General features: G+C 67.9%; 24 protein-coding genes. All 24 read right to left on the reverse strand.

The genetic code is table 11. The features are described 5' to 3' along the window. Positions 1-66 precede the first annotated feature (66 nt). Positions 67-561, reverse strand: coding sequence for a hypothetical protein (locus KNN16_RS05885; protein ID WP_303899883.1), 495 nt, complete (start codon positions 559-561; stop codon positions 67-69). Between the two features lie 91 nt (positions 562-652). Next, the gene (locus tag KNN16_RS05890) at positions 653-1,834 is read right to left on the reverse strand and encodes a transposase (RefSeq protein ID WP_303899885.1); all 1,182 of its coding nucleotides are present in this window, start codon (positions 1,832-1,834) and stop codon (positions 653-655) included. Between the two features lie 333 nt (positions 1,835-2,167). Beyond that, positions 2,168-2,596 (reverse strand): RDD family protein, encoded by a 429-nt coding sequence (locus KNN16_RS05895; protein ID WP_303900597.1) that lies wholly within the window; start codon positions 2,594-2,596, stop codon positions 2,168-2,170. Positions 2,597-2,646: 50 nt separating this feature from the next. Further along, positions 2,647-3,255 (reverse strand): pilus assembly protein TadG-related protein, encoded by a 609-nt coding sequence (locus tag KNN16_RS05900; RefSeq protein WP_303899887.1) that lies wholly within the window; start codon positions 3,253-3,255, stop codon positions 2,647-2,649. Next, on the reverse strand, positions 3,249-3,626 hold the full coding sequence (locus KNN16_RS05905) for a TadE/TadG family type IV pilus assembly protein (protein ID WP_303899888.1): 378 nt from the start codon (positions 3,624-3,626) through the stop codon (positions 3,249-3,251). The genes KNN16_RS05900 and KNN16_RS05905 overlap by 7 nt, the downstream gene beginning before the upstream one ends. Before the next feature lie 142 nt (positions 3,627-3,768). Further along, positions 3,769-4,104 carry a hypothetical protein gene (locus KNN16_RS05910; RefSeq protein WP_303899891.1) on the reverse strand — a complete coding sequence of 112 codons (336 nt, stop codon included), beginning with the start codon at positions 4,102-4,104 and terminating at the stop codon, positions 3,769-3,771. A 13-nt stretch (positions 4,105-4,117) separates the two neighbouring features. After that, a complete protein-coding gene (locus KNN16_RS05915; protein ID WP_303899894.1) occupies positions 4,118-5,284 on the reverse strand; it encodes a hypothetical protein in 1,167 nt (388 codons plus the stop codon). A 46-nt stretch (positions 5,285-5,330) separates the two neighbouring features. Continuing rightward, on the reverse strand, positions 5,331-6,020 hold the full coding sequence (locus KNN16_RS05920) for a tetratricopeptide repeat protein (RefSeq protein WP_303899896.1): 690 nt from the start codon (positions 6,018-6,020) through the stop codon (positions 5,331-5,333). Positions 6,021-6,188: 168 nt separating this feature from the next. Next, complete coding sequence (locus KNN16_RS05925; protein ID WP_303899899.1) at positions 6,189-6,872, reverse strand: hypothetical protein; 684 nt, start codon at positions 6,870-6,872, stop codon at positions 6,189-6,191. Next, positions 6,869-7,888 carry a hypothetical protein gene (locus tag KNN16_RS05930; protein WP_303899902.1) on the reverse strand — a complete coding sequence of 340 codons (1,020 nt, stop codon included), beginning with the start codon at positions 7,886-7,888 and terminating at the stop codon, positions 6,869-6,871. The genes KNN16_RS05925 and KNN16_RS05930 overlap by 4 nt, the downstream gene beginning before the upstream one ends. 89 nt (positions 7,889-7,977) lie before the next feature. Then, a complete protein-coding gene (locus KNN16_RS05935; RefSeq protein ID WP_303899904.1) occupies positions 7,978-8,361 on the reverse strand; it encodes a hypothetical protein in 384 nt (127 codons plus the stop codon). A 38-nt stretch (positions 8,362-8,399) separates the two neighbouring features. Next, positions 8,400-9,155: a hypothetical protein gene (locus tag KNN16_RS05940; protein ID WP_303899906.1), complete on the reverse strand. Its 756-nt coding sequence runs from the start codon at positions 9,153-9,155 to the stop codon at positions 8,400-8,402. Next, positions 9,155-9,349: a hypothetical protein gene (locus KNN16_RS05945; RefSeq protein ID WP_303899907.1), complete on the reverse strand. Its 195-nt coding sequence runs from the start codon at positions 9,347-9,349 to the stop codon at positions 9,155-9,157. The genes KNN16_RS05940 and KNN16_RS05945 overlap by 1 nt, the downstream gene beginning before the upstream one ends. A 60-nt stretch (positions 9,350-9,409) precedes the next feature. Then, the gene (locus tag KNN16_RS05950; protein WP_303899910.1) at positions 9,410-9,763 is read right to left on the reverse strand and encodes a hypothetical protein; all 354 of its coding nucleotides are present in this window, start codon (positions 9,761-9,763) and stop codon (positions 9,410-9,412) included. Between the two features lie 240 nt (positions 9,764-10,003). Next, a complete protein-coding gene (locus KNN16_RS05955; protein WP_303899913.1) occupies positions 10,004-10,264 on the reverse strand; it encodes a hypothetical protein in 261 nt (86 codons plus the stop codon). A 181-nt stretch (positions 10,265-10,445) separates the two neighbouring features. Continuing rightward, on the reverse strand, positions 10,446-10,883 hold the full coding sequence (locus KNN16_RS05960) for an A24 family peptidase (RefSeq protein WP_303899914.1): 438 nt from the start codon (positions 10,881-10,883) through the stop codon (positions 10,446-10,448). Next, the gene (locus tag KNN16_RS05965; RefSeq protein ID WP_303899945.1) at positions 10,883-12,118 is read right to left on the reverse strand and encodes a HAMP domain-containing sensor histidine kinase; all 1,236 of its coding nucleotides are present in this window, start codon (positions 12,116-12,118) and stop codon (positions 10,883-10,885) included. The genes KNN16_RS05960 and KNN16_RS05965 overlap by 1 nt, the downstream gene beginning before the upstream one ends. A 10-nt stretch (positions 12,119-12,128) precedes the next feature. After that, the gene (locus tag KNN16_RS05970; RefSeq protein WP_303899947.1) at positions 12,129-12,848 is read right to left on the reverse strand and encodes a response regulator transcription factor; all 720 of its coding nucleotides are present in this window, start codon (positions 12,846-12,848) and stop codon (positions 12,129-12,131) included. A 1-nt stretch (position 12,849) separates the two neighbouring features. Next, positions 12,850-15,345, reverse strand: coding sequence for a WD40 repeat domain-containing protein (locus KNN16_RS05975; protein WP_303899950.1), 2,496 nt, complete (start codon positions 15,343-15,345; stop codon positions 12,850-12,852). 61 nt (positions 15,346-15,406) lie between these two features. Beyond that, complete coding sequence (locus tag KNN16_RS05980) at positions 15,407-16,309, reverse strand: type II secretion system F family protein (protein ID WP_303899953.1); 903 nt, start codon at positions 16,307-16,309, stop codon at positions 15,407-15,409. Positions 16,310-16,314: 5 nt separating this feature from the next. Beyond that, a complete protein-coding gene (locus KNN16_RS05985; RefSeq protein ID WP_299285416.1) occupies positions 16,315-17,265 on the reverse strand; it encodes a type II secretion system F family protein in 951 nt (316 codons plus the stop codon). Next, complete coding sequence (locus KNN16_RS05990; protein WP_303899955.1) at positions 17,262-19,235, reverse strand: hypothetical protein; 1,974 nt, start codon at positions 19,233-19,235, stop codon at positions 17,262-17,264. Before KNN16_RS05990 ends, KNN16_RS05985 begins: the two co-directional genes overlap by 4 nt. A 90-nt stretch (positions 19,236-19,325) precedes the next feature. Then, entirely contained in the window at positions 19,326-21,842 is a 2,517-nt protein-coding gene (locus KNN16_RS05995) for a CpaF family protein (RefSeq protein ID WP_303899957.1), read from the reverse strand. Between the two features lie 129 nt (positions 21,843-21,971). Then, positions 21,972-24,026: an Ig-like domain-containing protein gene (locus KNN16_RS06000; RefSeq protein ID WP_303899961.1), complete on the reverse strand. Its 2,055-nt coding sequence runs from the start codon at positions 24,024-24,026 to the stop codon at positions 21,972-21,974. Positions 24,027-24,060: the final 34 nt, after the last annotated feature.

A 24,060-nucleotide genomic window follows, 5' to 3' on the forward strand; every position in this document is an offset into this window, starting at 1 on the left:
CGGCTTTCGCCGGCTCGGCAGCGATCGCGCATCGGTTCGGCCGGCATCGGGATCCCTCCGCCGGGATCAGGATTCACGGCCTCGAAGGGCCTGGACCGCCTTCCCGCCCAGCCAGCCTCCGGCGGCGGAGATCAGAAGCAGCCCGACGGCGCCCAGGCAGAGGACCAGGGCGATCCCGATCGCCAGGCCGGCCGTCTCCGTCTCCGGGGAAGCCTCTCCTCCCAGCCGGCGCAGGAATTCCCGCTGCGCCTGCTGAACGGCTCCCGTGGCCAGCCCCAGGGCGATCGCCAGGGCCAGGCCGATCCAGGCGCCGACCCCGTAAGCCAGCCCGCCCAGGGCGCTGACCCGGGAGGCTTCCGACCGGGAGGCCCCCGGCGGGGCCACGCAGGCCGCCGCCCCGGAGAGGACGCCTCCGAAGGGCCCGCAGCAGAAACAGGCGATCAGCGGGCTGAGCAGGCTGGCGACGAACCCCGATGCCAGCCCGGCCAGCGCCGCCAGGGCCCAGGCCAGCGCGCGCCACCACCCGGCGTTCCGTCGATCATCCGTATGGCCCCGGAGCATTTGCTCCCTCCCGGATCAGTGATTGCGATGGGTCCCGATAATAATAGGACTTACGCCGTTTTCTGCGTATTCCGGTCGTGGCCTTGGGTTTTTAGCCCGAGGCCAGAGGACCGGCCACCGGGGTCGCCCACCGACCCCTGCCTCGAAGGCCCAGGCCCTCGAGGAATTCTATCCCCCTGCGGGCGATGTTCACCGCCGCCGCCTCGTGACGGCCCATCCTCGCCCCGCAAGGGCACGCCAGGACGCGTCCCCTTAGCCTTTCACCCACCCTGCCGCATACCGGACACGCCCGGGACGTGTTCTGCGGATCCACAAAAACCAGCGGAACGCCGTAGAATCTTGCCTTGTGCTCCAGGATGCGGTGGAACTTCATAATCGACCAGAAATTGAGCAGGCGCTGCCGCATCCTCCTGGACTTCCCCTCCCCAATCCGCTCCTTCATCCCCCGAAGATCCTCCAGCACCAGAGCCGCTTTCATCCCCAGCGCCCAGGCGATCAGCGCCAGGGCCAGATGATGCCAGAAGTTCTCCACCTTCTCCCGGCGAATCCTTCGATGCTTGGAGGCGATCTTCTTCTTCGCCTTCGGGTTGTGCTTCCCTCTTGTCCCTTTGATCTCGCGCCGCAGATGGTCCCGGTTGACCTTCCCCACATACCCCGTGTCGATCTCCCGGATCTCGCCGGTGGAGGTCACAAAGGCCGTCAGATTCCCCTCGTTGCTGTCGATCCCGATCACCCCCTCCGGCTCATAGGGGATGTGATCCGGGAACTTGAGGGGGATGGAGAGGGAGTGGGCCGTCAGCGTCGGCTCCCCCATCCGCGCCCGCCCTGCCTTCCATTCATCCAGCAGCCGGCGATACTTGTGATGAGGGCGGAAGGTGAGGACGATGGGCTCCGGATCCCGGGGGGAGACCGGGATCGTGACGGTCAGGGTCTCGCCATCCCATTCGATTTTCACTGTCTGCCGGACCAGATAGATCGAGGGGCGCCGGATCTCCGGCCGGTCCGCCCGGGTCTTCCCTCTCCGCTGCTGGTTTCGGAAGCCGTGGACGATCCGGGCGCCGGATCGGATCGCCCCGTAGATGAGGTTGGAGTGGAGATCCGGATGCTGCGCGCGCAGGGAGGGGTAGAGGGCCTGGATGAGGGTGAAGGTGGCGGTTTTGCCGTTTTCCAGGGCGTAGTCGACGGTCTGCCGCTGGATGTCGGCGCAGGCCTCCATCAGGGCGCGGATTCTGGGGTGCTCCTCGAATCGGAATCGCAGGCAGACCGTCGGCATCGTTGCCGCCTCCATCATGATGATAACCCATCCGTCGCATGGGGAGAAGGACGGATCCAACTGCGTAACTTCTAAATAAATGATAAGCACGATGGGGGAGGGTTTGTCATCCCCCATCGTGTCAGGCAGATTCGCCCTCGGGCCGTCCAAGCGCCCAGGATGGATGAAGCAGGATCCCGTCGGCCTATGCGCCGATAGGCGGATCCGTGCGGACGGCTGGGGCAAACCCGTCGAACAGGTGTGTCCCGATTTTGTCGGGCTGGCCGCTTTGTAGGACAACTGCGAGCAGTTGTCCTACGATTCTGGGACACACCCCGTCGAACCGCTGGCCTCTCAGGAGCGCTTCAGTACCACCCAGGTCCGCACCGGTTTGTCATGCCAGCCTTGATGCTCCCGATCCAGGAAAACCCAAATGAACCCCAGATCGAACACGATGGAGGATAGGGTTTTCCCGATCAGCTCGCGAACCAGCATCGTTCCGAAACCAGCTGGGCGCCCATCCTCGCGCACCACCTGCATGCCCAGGATCCATTTCCCGATCGACATCCCCTGGCTCCACAGATAGAGTTGGAGCCCTACGAGGATCAGGAAGACTCCGCACAGAAGCAGGAGGCCCAATCCGCCAATGACCGCCTGTGCCTCCGGGGAATCCTGGCCGATCCGAGCGCCCAGCAAACCCATGGGGAACAGCACACCATATGCGGCGAGGCCGATGAGATATTCAATCAGCTGAGCCATAAGGCGACGGAAGGGAGAGGCCAGCTCGAAACGTCACGCTTCCATAAGCCACCTCCTGAGAATAGAGATTCGGATCAACGCACCAGGCGGATCCGCCAGGTGAAGCGGAACCAGTAATACACCATGGGGGTGTCGGGGTTGGGGCTGCAATCCCACGATTGGAACTCATAGCGGCTCAGGTAGACCTCCGCGGTGGCCTCGGCCCCCATCTCCCCGCGCTGTCCGCCCACCACCGGCCCGGCCAGCTCGTAGGGGCGCCGGACGGAGGCGTCCACGAGGATCTGCCGCAGCGGATATCCCTGCACGTTCCAGGTTTCGGCTCCCCAGCGCACCCGGTAGTGGGTGAGGCGGCTTCCGTTGGCGGCCGCATATGCGGAAGCCTGGGCGAATCCCATCTGGGACCACACCGCCGCCTGGGGGCGGGCTATGTCGTATTCCCTCACGATCTCCGCGGGTGGCGTCCCGGCAGGGGCGCACAGTTCCCATGTGGTGCTCAGATACCGGGCGATCTCCTCCGCCCCGGCCAGGGCCGCCGCGTCCGCCCCGGTGACCGCGCGGTGGCGGACGTAGCCGAGCAAAGCAAAGTTGAAGAGGACGGCGGCCCCGAGCACCAGCAGGAAGCCCAGGATGATCAACAGGAGCGTCGAGGCTCCTCGTTCCTCCCGCCACCACGCCCTCACCATCCGGACCTCCTCTCCCAGCGCATCCAGGCCGTGACCACCACCGGCGGCAGCTGGATGCGCTCATGAAGGCGGAAGGGCAACGGCACCTGGGGCGGCCGCAGGGTCACCTGGCATCCCCGGGCGTCTCCGCCTCCGAGGGGCCGCACCTGGGCGCCGGGGGCCCAGGCCCCGATCACCCGCTGGGCTGCGGCGACGCCGCTGGCGCCCACCGCCTCCTGCCGGGCGCACTCCCGGGCGGCGGCCGAGGCCACCATGGCCGTGTAGCCCACCGCGAGGAGCTGCCACCCGACCAGCACGAACAGAAACAGGAGCGGAAGCCCGGCGATCAACTCCACTGTCTCCGCGCCGCGCTCATCCCGAAGACCTCGCATGGCTTTGCCTCCTCCTCTCGCTCCATGATCACGCCAACAGGACGGCCCCCATACGATTCGGCCATCCGATCGCGTTGAGATCGATCTCTCCGGCCTCGTAATCCCTCGCACGCCGGAACAGCCTGGAAAGGCAGGAGCGCGCTCAGCGCCGCGACATCAAGGCGTAGAGGGCGCCCACGATGGCGCCGGAGATCAACGCCTCCAGCCCCGACTTGGCCGCCCGCCGCCAGTCCCATTTGTTGTCGGGCAACGCGCCGATGGTGTAGCCCATATAGGCGATCACCCAGAAGCCGATCAGGATCAGCTTCTCCATCACCTCATCCCACCACGTCCACTTCCCGGCTGCGATCAAAGCCATCGCCCGAGGCTTCCAGATCGCAAACATCCAGTAACCCAGGGCGATGAGATCCGCCACCATGATCACAAAGCCCACGATGTTTAGGGGATAAATCTTGGGATCGAACGATTTGTTGGACATTTTGGCCTCCTTTTTACATCCCGAACAGTTTGCTCTTGATCACATCCCACGAGACTCGGTTTGCAACCCGCATTACGAAATTAGGTGGGGAGATAGAAATCCCTTTACCTGAGAGCCAGCCGAGGCCCTTCCCCACGCTCCGGCCGAAGAGCCGGTTATATGCCTTGTTGCCGGGCTGCTCCAGAAGGAACGATTTGCCGAATTCCCGAAGGGGAGTCTGCCAGGTCAGCTCCTTCCGGCGCGTGGCCTCAATCGTTCCCAGAATGGAGACCACCGCCGCCTTCGCCGCCGGCTGCGCCAGCATCTCCGTTATGATCCCGACTCCGACCGCTGTGGCCAACCCACCGATTGACCACTGATCTCGAGGAGTAAGCAATCCATAGCTGATTCCCGATGAAACCCCGCCGACGATGCCTTTGCCGATGAACAACTTCCAAATGGCTGTCCAACCGGCCTCCTTTACCAGCCCGGCGAGCATTGCCCCGCCCTGGCCAAGCAGATAGCCCATGACTGCGCCGGTGCCGGCAAGGGCAAACGCCTCCAGCCACCCCTGCAGACCGGGTTTGGGGCCCGATTGCTGATAGAGCCAGCCGAACAGGAAAGCGCCTCCTCCCGCCGCCAGGGCCGTCAGGACCACCGGTAAGGCCAGGCCGCCAGTCGCCAAGATCAGACCGGCGGCAGCCAGGCCAACCACACCCCCCGCCACAAGTCCCTTATGCTCATCCAGCCACTTCCACACCCCCTCCGCCGTGGACTTCAGGCCCTCCCATGCCTGTGCGGCCCCTTGTTTCACACCCTCCCACCTATCCGCCGCCCACTTCCCCAAATTCGAGAAACAATCCCCCGGATGGGTCGCGCACCATCCCGGATCCAGCGGCTTCCCCTCCGGTGGATTCGCCCCAGGCGGGTTCACCCCCGGTGGATTTGTCCCTACCGGGTTCACCCCCGGCGGGTTCGTCCTAAAGGCGTTCCCTCCTCCCGCCCCCGGGCACGCCCCCGCTCCCTCCAGACACCAGGCATACCGTTGCAACGCCTGTTGAATCGGTGCCGCCACCTGCGCCCCGCCCGGCCCGTTCAGATAGGCCGTCACCGCCCCGAGCAGCGCCAGCACCACCAGGGCCAGCGCCACCCACTCCAGCGTCTGCAGACCCTTCGACCCCCGGATCCACCTCCGCATCATGGTTCACCTCCTCTCGCGGATCCGCTAATGTAGGGCATCGCCCCGCCTACCCGAGCCGCCGCAGCGCCTCCTCCACTCGGGCCAGCAGCTCCTCCCGGCCCTCTTCCTCCAGCTTCCTCCGCCGCCGCCACGCCTCCCGAAGATCCCGGCGCGCCCCCTCCAGATCCCCTAACCGCTCCCGCAGCAGACCCCGCTTCGCCCAGGCCATCACATCATCCGGTCGCTCTTCGATCGCCCGATCCAGGCTCGCCAGCGCCTCCCGCAGCCGCCCCGCCCGCTCCAGGATGGTCGCCTGATTCACAAACCCGGAAGGATGTCCCCGCTCGATCGCCTCTCGGATGTCCCGCAAGGCCCGCGCATAGTTCCCCCGCTCCGCCTCCACAATCGCCCGCATGTTCCAGGCCTCCGCGTCCTCCGGATCCAGCCGCAGGGCAGCGTCCAGATCGGCCAGCGCCCGCTCCAGATCCCGCAGATCCAGCCAGGCCATCGCCCGGTTGTAATACGCCTCCGGCTCCTCCCTCCGCCGCAGGCTCTCCGTGAAATCCCGGATCGCCGCCTCCGGCCGCCCGCTCTCCAGATGCGCCATCCCCCGATGAAACCACGCCTGAGCATTCCCGGGATCCCGCTCCAGAACCCGGGTGAACCGCTCAATCGCCTCCTCATATTCCCCCCGCAACAGCCTCTGCATGCCCTCCCCCAGGTCATCCTTCCCGAACAATGCGTCCAGGATCCCCATCGCTCGCCTCCTTCCCTGCATGGAATCGACGCCCGCTCACCGGCGGGATCGACGGGCCTGCCCCCGGCGCCGCAGCCAGCGGCTCAGCCCCATCCCGATCCACGCCCCGATGATCCCTGCCGCGATCATCCAGATCCACGCCTCCATCTCCCCACCTCCCCGTCTCTTTTATGGCGCCACCCTCCGCCCTTCCTCAAGGCCCGATGCCTTCCTCCTCAGGAGCCGCCCGAAGCCCGGGCCCAGCGGGCGCAGGTGCCAGTTCTGGGCGATCCCCGCAAAAAACAGCCAGTATCCGATCCCTGTCGTCACCAGGATCAGCAGGACATCCACCAGCCCATACCCCCCCGAACGGGAGGCCTGCATCCCCAAATGCGCCCCCAAAGGACCCGCCGCGCTCCCCCCGCTCAGCACCAGCACCACCCCGCCCATCCGGTCCATCCGATCCATCAGGGCGCCCCACCCGCGCCGCCACCCATACGTCAGGCCCGCCACGAGCCCCAGCCCATAGGTGACCGCCGGCGCCCACCCCCACCCCTTCGGCAGAAGCAGCGGCCAGTAAACCACCGAATAGGAAAGCACCCACAGGCCCAGAAGGGATACAAACAGGGTTCGGGAAAGCCAGGAAATCCATCCCCGCCGCTCCCCGCTGAGCCGCGCCGCCAGGAAAAGCAGGCTGATGACGAGGGGGGGGAAGATCTCCACCCAGGAGGGGAAACGGTTGAAATTCCGCAGCCGCGCCGAATTCGCCAGCCACGCCATGAGGGGGAGGAGGATCAGGAAATACAAGAACCCGGCGACCCCCCACAGGATCTCCGAACGCCGCTTTCGGAAAAGCTTCCGCCACCGGATCATCTCACCGCCCCCCCCAGCCAGGATTTGATCCGATCCGGAACACCCAGTCTATCCAGGGCAATGCCCAGCACAACTGAAGTCACGAACGTAAGCCCTACTGCAGCCGCAAGAGGCACGGTGACAACGGGAGCGACAAGAATAAGGGCACCGCCCACGATCGCGGCAGCGGCCAAGCCGGTGGCCACGCCGAGGGCGAAATCCACCCCCGTCGAGATCCAGAACTTCCGGTTCTTCACCGTCCGATCCCAGAAAGTCGCTCCCTGAGAAGGATCCGTCCCAAACTCCCACAGGTTCTGCACCAGCGACACCACCCCGCTGAGGATCAGGCTTCCCTTCGAAACCGAAGACTTCAGCAGCCCCTTCGCCGTCCCCTTCGCAATCGTTTGGGGCTTATAAAGCCCTCCCCGACGCGAAACAAATCCCCAATCGGATCGGAGCCCCACCCGATACGCCTCCCGAGCTCCCCGCGGCCGCAGGGCCCGGATGCTCACCCTGCCCCCCGGTCGGCGGATGAACTGCAAGTGCCTGACCTTTAGGATATCTTGCACAGTCTGATAGAACCCGACGGCCTCATCCAGCAAAGAGTTGACAAAATCTCCCACCCGCTTCCACCACGGGATCGGCACGGCCCGAATGCCGACCGCCAGCACCCCAACGGGCGTCAACATCCAGGGCAGCAACCCCAGCAACCCGATCCAGTCCGCCGGACCGCACGTCCCCCGCTGGATGCACGTCCACCACCGCCCGATGCAGCGCTCCGGATGCACGAAGCATTCCCCCACCGCCCCCCATATCGAAACCGGGGTCGCCCCGGATGCCGGCCCGATGCAGGCCGAAACATCCGTCAGACACCGGAACATCCGTGCGATGGCCTCCGTCACCGCCTCCCCCACCCCGCTGGACGGGCGGGCCAGGGCCAGCGCCACCGCCCCGATCAGGGCCAGGATCACCAGCCCGATCGCCACCCACTCCAGCGTCTGCAAACCCTTCGACCCCCGGATCCACCTGCGCATCATCGCTCACCTCCTCCGCCCCAACTGAACCTCAAAACCCTTCATTCCTCCACCTCGCCAGCCGGAAGGCCGTGCCATCCCGAAAATCCCTTCTATGGCCGCAACCTCCAATCCCATAGATCCTCCCACGACCGGATCGGACGCCCGGTCACCACCCCGTGCGCATCGGAGCGATGGACCCAGGCGATGAGCGCATCCGCGCCGATAAGGATCCGCTCGTTCCGGATCAAAACGCCGTTCGAGAACGGATCCGGGGCTCCGATCCGTGCCATCGAGTTCGCATCGGTCAGAGCAGCCAGGGCCCCATCGATCACCCGAAAGCCCATCCGAACCGGAAGGATCGTAAGCGCGCGCTGCCAGAGCGGCCTCCCCGGACCCGAGGGCGAGGTCCCCAGAGGTCCGGGTTGCGGATAGAGCCCCCTGAAGTAGAACCCGCTCCACAAGGCCATCGCCTCCATCCCAGGGTGCTTCTTCATCCCTCCCCTTCGATCCCCATCCCTGAACCTCCACTCCTTCACGGCCGCAGCGACCAGTCTGTCAGATCCTCTACGCTTCGTATCCACCTCCCCGTAATCGCCCAATGAGCAAGCTGCAAGTGCACAAAAACCAGGAATAGGTCGCACATGATGAGACCAATCTCTGTAGATAGAGACAGGATCCTGGATGCAGGGTCAGGGAAGGTCAACAAGAAAACCGTGTTGCTTAATGTGAGAAGGAACAATGAGACATCAACAAGCAAAAGAAATGGCACCAATACAGCAACAGCAAACGCCCGTTTCGGGAAGGGGATTCCGGAACCATTCCCCTCCCCTGGATCTCCGGAAAGCCTTCGATCAGCCAGAAATCCAGCTCCGAGAAGCATGAATATACCCACCATCGAAGCCAGGACGTTGTTCCAAACCTTCCCCCACACGCCCTCCACGGTGGCCTTCAAGCCCTCCCACACCCGCCCGACCCCCTGCGTCGCATTTTCCCATCGATCCGCCACCCCCTTTCCCACATTCGAGACCCACCGCACCAGAGGCACGCGCGGGGGTGGGAGGGTGAGGCGGGGCCACGCCCACCGCCGCCGCCTCGCCCAGGGCGGCAGAAGGGCGAACACCACCCCGCCCACGGGGATCCCCACCACCGCCAGCCACGGCAGCAGGCCCAGCAGATCCTTCGGATCCGCCCCCTCGCAGGCCCCTCGAAGCAGACAATCCCCCCACCGGGCCAGACACTCAACCGGCTGGGTCCAGCAAGGGCCGGCCTTCTCGATGCGCACGGCCATCAAAGGACACCCCCCTGCCCAATGAGGCAGCGGAACCAAGCGCTCACGGCGGCGGAGAGGGCCTCCCCCGGCCCGGCCTCGGTTCGCTTCAGCCCAAAGGCCAGGGCCGCCAGGAGGGCCAGCGCCACCAGCCCAATCGCCACCCACTCCAGCGCCTGCAAACCCTTCGACCCCCGGACCCACCTCCAGAGCATCCTTCGCCTCCTCTCTTACGCCAAAGGATCCCGGTTCAGCGCCGCCCCCCTCACCCGCCTCTATGACCGCAGCCTCCAATCCCATAGATCCTCCCACGACCGGATCAGACGCCCGGTCACCACCCCGTGCGCATCGGAGCGATGGGCCCAGGCAGTGAGCGCATCCGCGCCGATAAGGATCCGCTCGTTCCGGATCAAAACGCCGTTCGAGAACGGATCCAGGGCTCCGATCCGCGCCATCGAGTTCGCATCGGTCAGAGCGGCCAGGGCCCCATCGATCACCCGAAAGCCCATCCGAACCGGAAGGATCGTGAGCGCGCGCCGCCCCAGCGGCCTCCCCGGACCCGAGGGCGAGGTCTCTGAGGACCCGGATCGCCGAGAGATCCCGCCGAGGAAGAACAACCGGCAGGCCACCGTCTCACCTCCCCGTTTATCGATCCGGTCCCCTATCCGCTTCCACCTAAGGCCTGCCCGAAGGGGGTCAACCACCCCGGCAACCACCCCACCTTCCCGATCCGGTCCGCCCCACCCGGTCGCTGATGCCGGGCCCGGAGCTCCCGGGCGTCGCTTCGATGACTGAAAATCCTCAAATTGGAGCGGGGGGGACGATTCCCCTTCGTCCCCCCCACCCTTCCGACCCTCACTGGGTCTGGGTCACTTGCCCAGAGTGCTTTCAGCTTGCTGCGTAGCTTTCCCAAAGAAGTAGCTGATCGCGTCCGCGATGGCCTTGCCGACCGTGCCCTCGCCGGAGTTCTTCAGATAAGCAGCCGCTGCGCCCAACAGGGCGAGGATGACGATGGCCAGGGCCACCCACTCCAGGGTCTGCAGCCCCCGGGCGTCCTCGAGGAGCCCCACGAGGCCCACCCGCAGGCGCACATACAGGGACAACGCCCGATCCGAAAGCCGCGTCCACATGGCAACCCTCCTGTAGGTTTAGGATTCCGGCGATGCAGGCCCCCGAGAAGCCTCCACCCGCCGGTCTATCTCCATGTTAGCCGATACCCCCCGGATTTTCCGTTAACACAACGTTACAGTTTTGATAACCGAGATACAACCTTATAAATTAATCAAGGTTGAAAATCCGGGGCTGGCCTTCTCAACCCGGCCCCCACAGGCCCCAGAGGGCCCCCAGGGCCAGCCCGGGCCCCATCGGCAGGGTGCGATCGGGCGGGAGCCGGCCCAGGGCCCACAGCGCCCCTCCCCCCAGGGCCGTGACGCCGAAGGCGATGAGCAACGCCTCCATCACCCGCGGGAAGCCCAGGGCCAGCCCCAGCACCACCCCCAGCTTGAGGTCCCCCGCCCCCGCCCGCTCCGGGCCCACCAGGAAAACCGGCAGGAGGAAGACCCCCGCCGCCAGGGCGGCCCCGGCCAGGGCGCTCCCCCCCTGGCCCCGCAGCGCCTGCAGAAGGACCAGCCCGCCCATCGCCGGCAACGTCAACGCATTGGGGATCCGCCGATCCCGCAGATCGGTCCACGCCGCCCCCAGGGCGATCCCGGTCACACCCACCCGCACCGCCAGCTCCACCCCGTCCATCACCCCTCCTCCCCCAACGATTCGGATGCCCCCGGGTCCAGAGGCAACAGCAGGCGGACGGTCCACGCGCCGCCCGGCCCCTCCAGGAACTCCATGGATCCGCCGTGGGCGGCGACCAGGGCGCGGGCGATCTCCAGGCCCAGCCCCATCCCCCCGCGCCCCTCCCCGCTCGCCCCGCCCCGGATCTCCACCATGGCCTGCTCCCCAGCCCCCGCCGTCACCCGGATCTCCTCCCCCGGCCGGCTGTAGCGTCGGGCGTTCTCCAGGAGGTTCTCCAGAACCTGTCGCAACCGCGCCGGATCCGCCCGGACCGGCAGGGGGACCCGTTCCAGCGCCACCACCAGCCGGCGTCCGGAGGCCTCGATGCGGGGGAGCATCCCCTCCACCGTCCCCAGCAGGAGCTCCGCCAGATCCGCCGGCTCCGGGCGGATCGGGAAGACGGCTCGATCCTCCCGGGCCATCACCAGCATGTCTTCGATCAGCCGGGCCAGATGGCGGGCGTGAAAGGCCGCCCGGCGGACGCGAAGGCGGGCCTCGGAGCCCTCCGGGGCCTCCGCAACGGCCTCCAGCTCGCCGAGGAGCAGGCTGATAGGGGTCAGCAGCTCATGGGAGGCGACCAGGAGGAACCGCCGTCGGATCTCCCGGAATCGCTGGAGGGAGCGGGCGATCTCCTGAAGGGCGTCGGCGATCTGACCCAGCTCGTCCGACGAAGAAGGAGGGAGGGGCGGGGCCGGATCCCCGGCCGCGATGGCCCGGGCCGCCGCCCGGATGCGCCGCAGCCAGAACGAAAAACGGGCCCAGAGGAACACGTGAACGGCCAGCACGGCGATCCAGACCAGCAGCGACATCCTGAACAGGCGGAAGTAGAACCCCGGGGCGCCGCAGCTCGGGCAGAGGGCCGACCCCGGGCCCATGGCCAGCTGCCGGCCATCCGAGAGGGAGATCCCCAGGGGAACGACCTGCGGGAAGCGCGGGAGCTCCGCCGGGGGCAGCGCATACAGGGTGTAAGGGGCCAGCGCCTGACCGACTTCCTGCAGGGCGACCTCCGGAGCGACCCCTGCGGTCGCCCGCGCCCGGACGTAGGCGGTCAGGAGGGCGCCGGCCGCCTCCCGGTATCCCTGCTCCTGGGCCGTTAGCAGCGCCGCCACCTCCTGAGGGATGGAGAGGAACAGGACCAGGTAGGTGGTGACGGCGCCCAGGACGGTGATGATCAGGTATTGCGCCCTCCAGCCCATCCGCCTCCTCTCATCCGCTTCGGAGGATCAGACGATAGCCCGCGCCGCGCGCGCTTTCGATCTGCACCCGATCCCCGAAGGCCTCCCGGAGCCGATGACGAAGGCGGTGGATCAGCACGCGGACGGCTCCCTCGCTGAGGAAGACGGGATCCTCCGGGCCGGCCTCCGCCAGCTCCTTGATCGGGATCCAGATCCCGGGCCGCGCCGCCAGCCGCCAGAGAATGATCCATTCCGAAAACGAAAGCATCGTGCAACGATCCCCCCAGCGCACCGTCCGGAGGCGCGGATCCAGCTCCAGAGGGCCCACGGATCGGGGCATCCGGATCCGCCCGATGCGTCTCCGGAGAAGGGCGCGCAAACGGGCCACCAGCTCCTCGCTCTGGAAGGGCTTGGTCATGAAATCATCGGCCCCTCCCTCCAGGGCCTCCACCCGCAGCTTCGGATCCCGATAAACGGTGAGGACGAGGATGGAGGGCGGATCTCCCGGCAGCGGCAGCGCCCGAAGCACGCGCAACGCCTCCAGGCCATCCGCATCCGGAAGGGAGAGGTCCAGCACGATCAGCTCCGGCATCGGCTCCCGGCCCAGCCGTCGCAGGGCCGCCTCCAGGGTCGATGCCAGCTCCACCGCGAAGCCGGACCGAACCAGCCCGTCCCGGATCAGGGGGCCGAGATCCGGGTCATCTTCGATCAGCAGAACGACCGGCAGGCCCAGCTCCCCGGCTTCCCCCATCTCACCGCGCTCCCCACAGGAAGATGGTCCCATCCTCCGCCCCCGAGGCCAGCAACCGTCCGTCCGGCGAGAACGCCAGGGCGACCACCGCCCCCGCCCCCTCATGTCCCCGCAACGTCCTCAGCGACGTCCCATCGGAGGCGCGGATCAGATGGATCTCGCTCGCGAAGCTGCCCGCTGCGAGAAGCGCCCCATCCAAAGAGAGCGCCAGGCTCCAAACCGGCCTTTCGGAAATCAGCTTCCGCGGCGGCCCGTCCTCCCGGAGCGGAAGCTGCCACAACCCGAACTCGGTTCCGACGAACAGCCATCGGCCGTCCGGGCTGAAGGCCATCGTCGCCCGGATCCCCCCTTCCAGCGGAATCCGGCGGGGGGAAGCGCCGAAGACCGCCAGGGGTTCCAGATGGACCTCCCCGGTGGGCAGCCAGACCGCCAGCCATCGGCCGTCCGGACTGAGGGCGAGATGAGAGCCCAACCCCGGAACGCGAAAGACGTTCAACGGGCGGCCGGCCTCGTCCCCCACCTTCAGGAAACCGAAGCCCCTTCCCACCGGCGTCCTGCTCCCTGCGGGGACCGAAAACCGATAAGGTCGAAAGTCGTTGCCCCCGGCGATCACCGATTCCCCATCGGGGGACACCGTCAGATCCGAGCGCCACCATGGATCGCCTTCAAAGGTGGCGATCCGACGCCCATCCGGGAGGGTCCAGAGGTGGATCTTCCCATCCGCCCCGGCGGAGACCAGCCACTCCCCCTGCGGGTGAAACGCGATGGCGGTCACCCAGAGGCGATGGGCGCCCCATGCGGCGATCGGCTGCGTGGAGGAGATCGGCCAGATGCGGAGGGTGCCGTCGCCGAAGCCCGCGGCCAGCCAGCGCCCCATGGGGTCGAAGGCCAGGGCCTCCGGATGCATCCCGATCGGGAAGCGCGCCTCCTGCCGCAACCGCATCTCCGGCCACGTCCAGAGCCGCAGGGCGCCGTCCGAAAACGCGGCCAGGAGCCCCTCCGGCGTCCCCTCCACGCTGTCTACCCAGGCGATCGGATCCGCATACAGGACCTGTCCCGCTCCGTCCGGGAGCGACCATGAGCGGACGGTTCGATCCGTGCCGCCGGAGAGGAGAACACGGCCATCCGGGGAGAAGGCGAGGGCGGTCACCGGGCCCTCGTGGCCGGCCAGCGAGACCGCCTGCGCCGCCGGCCCCCGCCACAGGAAGATGCGGCCATCGGATCCGCCGGCCGCCACGAAGGAGCCGTCCGGGCTCCAGGCTACCGGGACGATCCACTCGCTGCCCGGCTCCAGCCGGCGACGCTCCTCCCCCGTGCGGGGATCCAGAAGGTGGACAGCCCCCGCGCTGGTCCCGGCGGCGAGCTGCGCCCCATCCGGCGAGAACTGCACGCTGAAGACCCGAATGTTCAAACCAAAGGTCCACTCAGTCGTCGCCTTCTCCCGCTCGATGCGCATCGTGGCCTTGCGATCCTGGAGAGGAAAGGTCCAGCGGGGCGTGAGCGCCGGGATCTCCCACAGGCCGATCCCCCCGAGCCATCCCGCCGCCAGATGCCGGGAGTCGGGGGAGAAGGCCAGGCTTTCCACGAAGGGGCCGGGAGCCTGCACGGAACGGACGATGGCCGGCCCGGAGGGCGATCCCAGATAGATCCGCCCCCCCTCGGTCCCCAGGGCGAACCACCGGCCATCGGGGGAGAAGGCCGCCTCCAGGATCGGATCTCCCCCCGGGATCGCCAGCTCGTGAATCGGCTGAAGGGTCTCCGTATCCAGCCATTTCGCCTTATTCCCGAGAGAAAACAGGATCCAGCGCCCATCAGGGGAAAGGGTCGCTCCCGCCGGCACGCCCTCCGCCCCCCAGCGGGCGAGGGCCTCGATCCGATCCGGGGCGGCCCCCAGGGGCTCCTTCGGGAGGGCGAAGGTCGCGCCCTCCGCAACGGCCTCCGGGGAAGGCGAGGGCGTGGGGAGGGAAGGCCTCTCCGGGGAAGGCGTGGCGGTTTCGCCGGGGGCAGGCGAACGGATCGGGGCGGGGAGCCGCCCGGCGAACTCCCGCAGGTAGGAGACCGCGATGGCCATCCCGGCGCCGAAACCGAGGGCCGGGACGGCCAACAGGATCGTGAGCAGGAAGGCCCATCGGCGTCGTTGCCGCGCCCTTCGGGCCTGTTCCAGCTCCTCCAGCCAGCGACGCGCCGTGCGATCCCCCCGCTGGAAGTCGGGGCGGCGCGCCACGATGCGGCGCAGCGCCGCATATGCGGCCTCGCGATCGCCGGATTGAGCGGCGGCCTCCGCCGCGGCCCAGTCCGCCTCCAGGGCCTGCATCTCCTCACAGCGATGGCAGGCCTCGGCCCAGCGGTCGCGGTCCGGGTGCGCGGGGAAGCGGTCCATCAACCAGGCGTAGAGCTCCCTCGCCTCCGCCCAGAACCCTTCCGCCTCCCAGCGCCGGGCCCGCTCCAGGCTGCGGGCGATCAGCGCCTCGGCATCCTGCTCCCCATCCTCCGGCATCCGTCCTCCTCCGGAAACTCTCCCGGACCTGCGGTCGCAAGGGAGCGCCCTCGCCGTCCCCTCAGCGCGGGAAGAGGCCCTGACCGAGCAGCTGAAGCACCATGCCGCCGGCCAGCATGCACATCACCGCCGGGCCGATGATCAGGGCGACCAGCATCGAGGCCACCGGGCCGACCCGGCCCACCCACTCCCGGGCCTTCTGGATGCGGCGGGCGCGCATATCCGCCGCGATGCGGGTGACCGTGGGGGTGAGCGGCTGGCCGAGGCGCTCCGCCTGCTGCATGGCCTCCACCCAGATCCGCAAGGCCGGGGCATTGTTGCGCGCGAGCAACCCCCGATACGCCTCCATGCGGGGGAGGCCCATCTCCAGCTCATGCAGGAAGCGGCGCAGCTCCTCGCCCAGCGGGTTCTGCAGGCGCTCCGTTAGATGGCGCAGGGCGGCCTCGAAGGCCAACCCGGCCTCCAGCAACACCGCCAGGGTGTCCAGGAAATCCGGAACGGCCCGGTCGATCTGTTGCTGGCGTCGCTCCGCCAGGCGGTTCATCCAGAACGTCGGGGCCAGGAAGCCTCCGGCTGCGGCCAGGACGGCCACGATCAGCATGCAACCACCGAAGCCCAGCAGGATGTCCATCAAATAGAGGAAAACCCCGAAGGCGGCCCCGGCGAGGCCTCCCAGCACATGCATCCCGTAGAAAGCCTCCACCGTCAGGCCGTAAGGATAGCCGGCCTGGGCCAGGGTCCGGGCCAGACGCTCCCGCCCCAGCAAGCCCCAGAAGGCCGGGATCTCCCGAGCCAGCCGGAGCGACCAGCGGTGGATCCGCTCGGAGAGCGAGGAGCGGCTGACGGCCGCCGGATAGGTCTGCTCCAGGCGCAACCGGGTCTCGGAGGGGAGCGCCCAGTGCCAGACCGCCGCCGCCGTCAGGAACACTGCCACCAGGCCCATACAACTGAAAAGCTCGACCATCCCCTTCACACCTCCACGTGGGTGATGCGGCGGATCAGCAGGAAGCCGCCGATTTGCAAGGCGAGGCTGAAGCCCAGGATGACCCACCCGAGGGGCTGGGTGATCAGGGCGTCGATCATGCCGGGCATGAGGGCCCGGAAGAGGATCAGGAAGGCCATGGGGAGGGCGATCACCAGGATGGCGCTGAAACGGGGCTCCTCGGTGAGGGCCCGGATCTCCCGTTGCATGCTGCGCCGCTCCGCCATGGTGATGGCCAGACGCTGCAGAACCCGGGTCAGGTTCCCCCCGGCCCGCTGCTGGGCCAGGATCACCGTGATCATCAGCTCCAGGTCCGCGGAAGGATAGAGCCGGTAAAGATGCTCGAGGGCCTCGTGAAGGGGATAACCCAGCAGCAGCTGCTGGTAGACCTTCCGCAGGCCCCCGGAGGCCGGCGGAGGGAGGCGATCGGCCGCCTCGCCGATGGCCTGGACGATGGTTTGCCCGGCCCCCAGGCCCCGGGCCAGGGCGTCTGCCACGTCCGGCAGCTGCTCAGCGAAGCGGATGGCCCGTTGCCGCGCCCGGTGGGCGAGATAGCGCCCCGTGGCGAAACGCACCGCGAACAGCGCCAGGGAGAGGACCAGGAAGAACGACAAATTCAGGAAGAGGGCGTTCAAATAAAGGACCACGAACACCGCGAAGGCCTGCAAGGCCAGGACCTCGTGCGGGCGCAAGGACAGATCCGCCGCCTCCAGGCGCTGGGCGAGCCGTTGACCGGATGCGCTCGCGTCGAACCGGGCCCCCAGCTCCAGCAGGAAGCTCCGGGCTTCCGCGGAGCGGATCACCAGCGACCGCGCTCGCTGGCCGATCTCCCGGCGCTCCAGATAGTGGACCAGATGGGCTCCCACCGCCAGCCCGGCCAGGACCCCGGTGAGGATCAACCCGATCAGGTAGCCGATCCCTTGCATCGCCGACGTCATGGCCACTGCTCCCGGGAACGTCGAAGGAGAACGCGGATGAGGACGAAGCCTCCGGCTCCCGCCGCCGCGATCAGGCAGAGCCAGATCGGCGAGAAGCCTCCATCCCCGCCGGCGGCGACGGTCAGGCGCCACTCCCCTCCTTCCACCGGCGCCCCCTTCTCCTCCCGGGCTCGGATCCGGATCTCCCGGGGCTGGCGGATCCCTTCCCCGGACACCCGGATCTTGCGGCGGACAATCTCCCGGGCGGGGATGGACAGGGTGGAAGGCGCAACCTGAACCCCGGCCCCCTCCTCAACGATCTCCAGACGCAGCTGGGCCGGCCGATCGAGGGTGGAGGTGATGATCAGGGTGAGCTCGCCGGGCAGGTTCAGCGCCCGAGGGGAGCGCTCCAGGGCGACGAAGAGGCGGCCCTCCGTCGAAGCGCCCACCTGCAGATCCGCCACCACGGCTTGAGGATACACCCGGGGTCCCGCCGGCCCGAGGGCCCGCACCTCTCCCAGAGCCAGGAAACGCACCGGCCCGCCTGCGGGCGGACGGAACACCCACTCCCATCGATCCGCCAGGGCCTCCATCCGCTCCGGGGGCTGATAGCGGGCGTTGCCCACCCGCCATCCCACCCAGCGCCAGCGGACCTCCTCCACGCCCGGCGGACGGGGGACGGTGACGGTGATGGGCATCCCCGGCGCCGGGGAGGCCGGGGCCTGCGCTTCCAGCGCCGGCAGATCCGCCATCCGGTCCAGCCATACCGGCTGCTCCCAGACCCCGCCCGCCCAGCTCAGGCGGAAGGCGCCCTCCACCCGCCCGGAGAGGGCTTCGGCGGGGATCAGGCCGCCGGCCCGGCCGTCCCCTCCCTCGCGATCCGCATCGCCCCCATCGTCGCGCAACGGCGCCCGGATCTCCCCCGCCTGCCATTCCAGGGCCGCGCCGGAGAGCCGCTGGGGGAGCGTCGTCTCCAGATAGATCGGCGCGCCGGAAGGGGCGAGCAGCCGGCGGGAGGGGCCCGGCTCCGTCAGGAGCAACGGCTCCCTCAGGCTCACCACCACCCCCAGCCGGGCCTCTTGATCCCCCTCCATCCGGACCCGCCACTCTCCTTCATAGGACCCGAAGGACAGGAGGGTGACGATCTCCAGGCGCTCGGTGCGGACGACATCGATGCGCGCCTGGGCGGCCGGGCCGAGCCAGTCCGTGTCTTCGTGAACCAGGGTCACCAGGCGGGCGGAGGGGGTGGGGCGAACCAGGACGAAGGCCGCCCAGGCGGCGCCGGGGGGCAGGACCAGGCGCTGCTCCAGCCCCGGCGGGAGAGAGATCCAGGTGGTCCAGCGATGGGGAGAGAGGGCGCCCCAGAGGCGCAGCGCGGCCTCATAGCGCTCCGGGTCCGACAGGCGCGTCGTCGCGGCGCCTCCGGAGGCCTGACCGAGGGTTTGATCCAGGAGGGAAAGGCTCTGCTCCAGCCCCAGAGCGAAGAGCGGGCGGGCCGGCGGGCCGGCCAGCCGGGCGGCGGCCCCGGCGAGGGCCTCCGCGGCCTTCGGATCCGCCCGGGCCAGGGCGAGCAGGCCGACGAAAGGGGCGGGCTCCGGAAGCTGGCTCAGGCTTCGCACGCTCAGATCCACCATCCGGGGCCAGTTGGCCTCCCCGCCGTCGAACCCGCTCAGACGACGGAGGAGGGCGCGGAAGGCCGCCCGATCTTCCGGATCCCTCATCCGCAGCGCGCCGCCCACCATCCGCGGGGAAGGCCCTCCGCGGAGCAGGAGCAATCGGTCCGTCGGCGCGGCGGTGGCCGCCCACAGCAGGAGCACGTCCGTCATCGCCTGGCCGATGCCGGGGCCCGGCGCGCGGCCGGAGCGGTCGGCGATCAGCACCAGGTCGATCGCATCGCCCCGGCCCTGGGCCGTCGCCGGGATAGAGGGGACGCCGAGCCAGCCGGAAACGGCGAGAAGGAGAAGCAGTCGGGAAACCCACGAGCGCGGCAAGTCTTCCTCCAGGTTCACAGCGAGCTCAAGGGCTTGCGACGGGGATCATCCGGCGCGCCATCCGCAGGGCGATGGGGAGCAACCACAGGGTCACGCGGTCATCTCCTCATCGACCTCCGGCGCCTGGATCCATCGCTCCCCCTCCACCCAGATCTTCGGGTTCGGGTCGAAGAGATCCGGGGACCAGGAGACCCCGTGCTCCTCAAAGCGCCGCAGGCAGAGGGCCGGCTGATATCCGGTGGCCGCAAAGTAGCCCCGCACCTTCTCCTCATCCTCCGTCGTCCCCACCGGGCGGAACACATAGATCGGCTCGGTCCGGATCAGCTCCTCCCGCACCCCCACCACCTCGTCGATCCGAATCACCTTGCGGGTGCCGTCGATCAGGCGGGCGACCTGGACCACCAGGTTGAAGGCGCAGATCAGGCGACGGAGGGCGGCCTCGGGGAGATCCGCCCCCTCCCGGGCCATCCGCAGCATGGTCTCCAGCCGGGCGAAGGCGTCCTCCGGGGAATTGGCATGCAGGGTGGTCATCGAGCCCTGGTGGCCGGTGTTGATGGCCTGGATCATGTCCAGGGCCTCCCCGCCCCGCACCTCCCCGACGATAATCCGATCCGGCCGCATCCGCAGGGCGTTGATCACCAGATCCCGAATGGTGATCTCCCCCTCCCCGAACTCATCCGCCGTGCGGGTCTCCAGGCGGACCCAGTGGGGCCGGTTCAGGCGCAGCTCCGCGGTGTCCTCAATGGTGATGAGCCGCTCCTCCTCCGGGATGTAAGAGGCCAGCAGGTTGAGCAGGGTGGTCTTCCCGCTGCCGGTGCCGCCGATGACCAAGATGTTCAGTCGGGCCTGCACCGCCCGCCGCAGGAAGATGGCCATGCGGCGCTCCAGGGAGGCCCGCCGGATGAGGTCCTCGGGGTGGATCAGCTCTTTGCGGAAGCGCCGGATGGTGATCACCGGCCCGTTCAGGGAGAGGGGCGGCAGCACGATGTTGACCCGGCTCCCATCCGGCAGCCGGGCGTCCACCAGAGGGCGCTTCTCGTCGAGGCGCCGGCCGGCGTGGGCGGCCATCACCGCCGCCATCTCCAGCAGCTGCAGCTCATCCCGGATGTTCAGGCGGTCCGGCGGGACCGGCTGGAGCTGGCCGCGGCGCTCGACGAACACCTGACGCGGGCCGTTGATCATGATCTCGGTGACGGCGGGATCCCGCAGCACGTCCGGAGGCAGGCGGCCCTCCAGGGGATCCACGCGCAGGGCCGCTTCGATCCGATCCACCTCCGCAGGGTCCACCCAGCGGCGCATGCGGGCCAGGCTGCGGGGGCGCACCCCGGTGGGGGTGAAATACCCGTAGGCCCGCCCCATCTCGTCCACCCCCAGCTGGTAGTAGAGGAAGAGGTCCTTCAAGATCAGCTGGTCTCCCTTGAGGCCCTGCACCTCGGTGATCGCCACCACCTTGCGCTCGCCGCCGGGGAGGCGGGCCATCTGAACCACCAGATCGATGGTGGCCAGCTGCTCCCGGATGGCCCGCAGGGAGAGCTGCTGGGCCGCCTCGGCCCACATGACCATGGTCTCCAGCCGGGAGAAGGCCTCCTGGGGGGAGTTCGCGTGCACGGTGGTCATGGAGCCCTCGTGGCCGGTGTTCATCGCCTGCAGCATGTCCAGGGCCTCCCCGCCCCGCACCTCCCCCACCACGATCCGATCCGGACGCATTCGCAGGGAGAGGCGGACCAGATCCCGGATGGTGATCTCCCCTTTGCCTTCGACGTTCGGGGGCCGGGCTTCCAGGCGCACCACATGGGGGTGCTGTTCGTAAAAGCGCAGCTCGGCGATGTCCTCGATGGTGATCACCCGCTGTTCAGGCGGGATGAAGCCGGCCAGCACGTTGAGCAGCGTGGTCTTGCCCGAGCCCGTGCCCCCGGAGACCAGGATGTTGAGGCGGGCTCGCACCGCCGCCTTCAGGAAGGCGGCCATGGTCTCGGTGAGGGTGCCGTTGGCGATGAGATCCTCCATGGTGAAGGCCCGCTCCCGGAAGCGGCGGATGCTCAGGACGGGGCCGTCGACGGCGATGGGGGGGATGGCGGCCGCCACCCGGCTGCCGTCCGCCAGCCGGGCGTCCACCCGGGGGTTGCTCTCGTCCAGCCGCCGCCCCAGGGGGGAGAGGATCCGGTCGATGATGTGGAGCAGGTGCTCGCGGTTCTCGAACTCCACGTCCTCCCGGCGCTCCAGGCGGCCGAAGCGCTCCACGAACACCTCGGCCTGTCCCTCCTCGCCCGGCCGGGCCCTCCAGTTCACCATGATCTCCGTGATCTGGGGGTCCCGGAGCAGCGGCTCCAGGGGCCCCAGCCCCACCGTTTCGTCCAGGATGAGGTTGACAATCTCGGACTGCAGGGTGGGGGAGAGGACCTCCCCTTCCTCCCGGATCATCTGGGCGAGCATCGCCTCCAGGCGCGCCCGGAGGATGGGGCGGGGCAGCTGGAGCAGGGCCCCCAGGTCTCCCTCCTCCATCAGGCGGCGGCGGTAATGCTTCGCCAGCGCCCGCAGGGAGCTGCGCTCCTCCGTCCGCGCCCCATCCCCGCGCCGGGACGCCTCCAGTCGCTCCAGGATCGCCATCGTATTCCTCCTCTTCGGAACAGATCACGCGATGAAGCTTTCGAGAGGCCAGCAGGCTTCTTCCCCCGCGCCAAAAGGACCCCGGAAAAGGAGCCCACACCATCCGTGAAGGGACGCCAGCCTCCCATTTCAGCGCGTGACCGTCAAAGAATAAGGGGACGCGCTGAGCCCACTGTATCGATAGACCAGCACGTAGAACCGGCCGAGATGGGCGGCATCGACCGGATAAACGATCTGCTCATTGACCCCCGCGCCCGTTCGATTGGACCAGGCCGTCCATCGCACGCCCACATCCGACTCATGCTGAAGATACAGATCCAGATCCACTCCAGATGGCACCTGGAGCGTTAAGGTGATAGGCCCCGTCGTATCTATATAAAACTGGAAGAAATCATACTGATCGGCCGGATCATTGGCATACCCCTGAACCGTGGACGGAACCTGGATGCAATTGGCCTGGCTGCGCGTATTATTGGGCTCGATTTCGATAGTGACCGGCGGGCAGTAATTCCGCAGGACCAGGGGGAGGGCGATCACGGCGGGGCGAACGCGAACAGTTCCCGTGGCTGCGCCGATATTCCCCACCGCATCCTCCACCCGGGCGGTGAAGGTGTAGACCAGGGTCTGGGTGAAATAGAAAACCGGCGCGGAGAAGATTCGCGAAACCGCGATGGATCCCAGCGGGGATGTGGTGCCGGTCAGAAAATCGGTCCAGCCGGCACATCCATCACATGTGTAGGCAACCGTGTAAGAGACGATCCCGCTGTGGTTATCGCTGGCCGTCATCGTAACCGGAAACGTGCGATACGCCGTGGACGGAAGATCCAGAGAGACCGAGGGTGGCGTGTTATCCACTTTGAACGGCCCGATTTGGGAGGTCGCCGACCGGCGGTTCCCCCATCCATCTTGGGTTCCCAGGGTGACCGTGTAGATCCCGGATCCCACTGGGAAGGTCACAGCCGTGGTGCGGGTCAGCTGGCTGTCGGAGGCATCTCCGGAAAGCTGCACCTCATACCACACGCCCGCATTGTCGGAGACAGCGGTCCATGTGATGGGGAGACCATCCGGGAGCCGCGTCCAGGTATCGGTAGGGACACGACTGAACAGCAGGGGGACCTCCGGGGCCCGGGTGTCCACGCCGACGGCCCGGGTCACGGTGGAGGAGTTGCCCACCCCATCTGTAGCCGTCACCCGCAAGGTGTAGGTGACCCAGTCCCGGTCTGGAGGGAGGCTCCACAAGGCCTGCCAGGTCGAACCATCCCAGATTGCCAGGGATTCGGTGTCGGTCAGCACGCGGATCTCCTGAACCCCGGAGGCATCCGAAGCGGTTCCCGAGATCACCACCGGGGTCGGGAGCTGAGCCTGGGTGAAGATCGCCCCGGCGATCGGCGAGATCCATGTGATCGCCGGCCCCCGCCGCTCGATCACCGCTTCGCGGGTGATCCAGGAGGCATTCCCCAGAAAATCCGTGGCGGTGATCCGCAGCGTTTGGGTGACCCGATCGCTGGCAGGCAGCGGCCAGCTGGCGGCCCAGACCCCGGCAACCGGATCGAAAGCGGCTTCAGTCTCGGTGGCCGTCAGGACGCGCACGGACCGGACGCCGGAGCCGGGGATGCGGCTGTCCCCCACCTGGGCGGTATCCGTGACGGTTCCGGTCAGCGTCAGCGGCGAGGGATGGATGGTTGTAATCAGATGGGGAAGGGAGGATTCCAGGGTCACCGTAGGAGGGCTCACATCCGGCAGAACATCCAGCGCGACCTGAGCCAGCCCCAGCGCGCTGCTTTCCGCGGTGAAGACAACTGTGTAAAGCGCGAGGGGATCCGTCGGTTGGACCGTGTAGGTGAAGGCGAAAACGGCCGGCGACGTTGAGGCCGTAAAGGAGCGGGGAACGGTCCATTCAAAGGCGGGGCCTGCGGTCAGGGTGAGCATCGGAGTTCCCGAGAGTTCCACAGTGAATGTAAGCAGGCCAGCCTCGGCGAACCAGATCGCCCGGGTGATCGCGCCGCCGGGCATGGTGTCGGAGATGCGCAACGGCGACGCGGCAGTGGCCGTGATCGCTTCAAACGAGGGATCTGCCGGCTGACCGTGGACGGACGCCGAGCCCAGGGCCATCCATCCCAGAAACAGAAGGACCCCCAGGGCCACCAGCCCCAGCAATCGATTCCAACGCCGAGAGTCGGACATCCCTCACCTCCTCTAACCTGGTCTCGGAATTTCC

This window comes from Thermoflexus hugenholtzii (genome assembly GCF_018771565.1).
Lineage (GTDB): Bacteria > Chloroflexota > Anaerolineae > Thermoflexales > Thermoflexaceae > Thermoflexus > Thermoflexus hugenholtzii_A.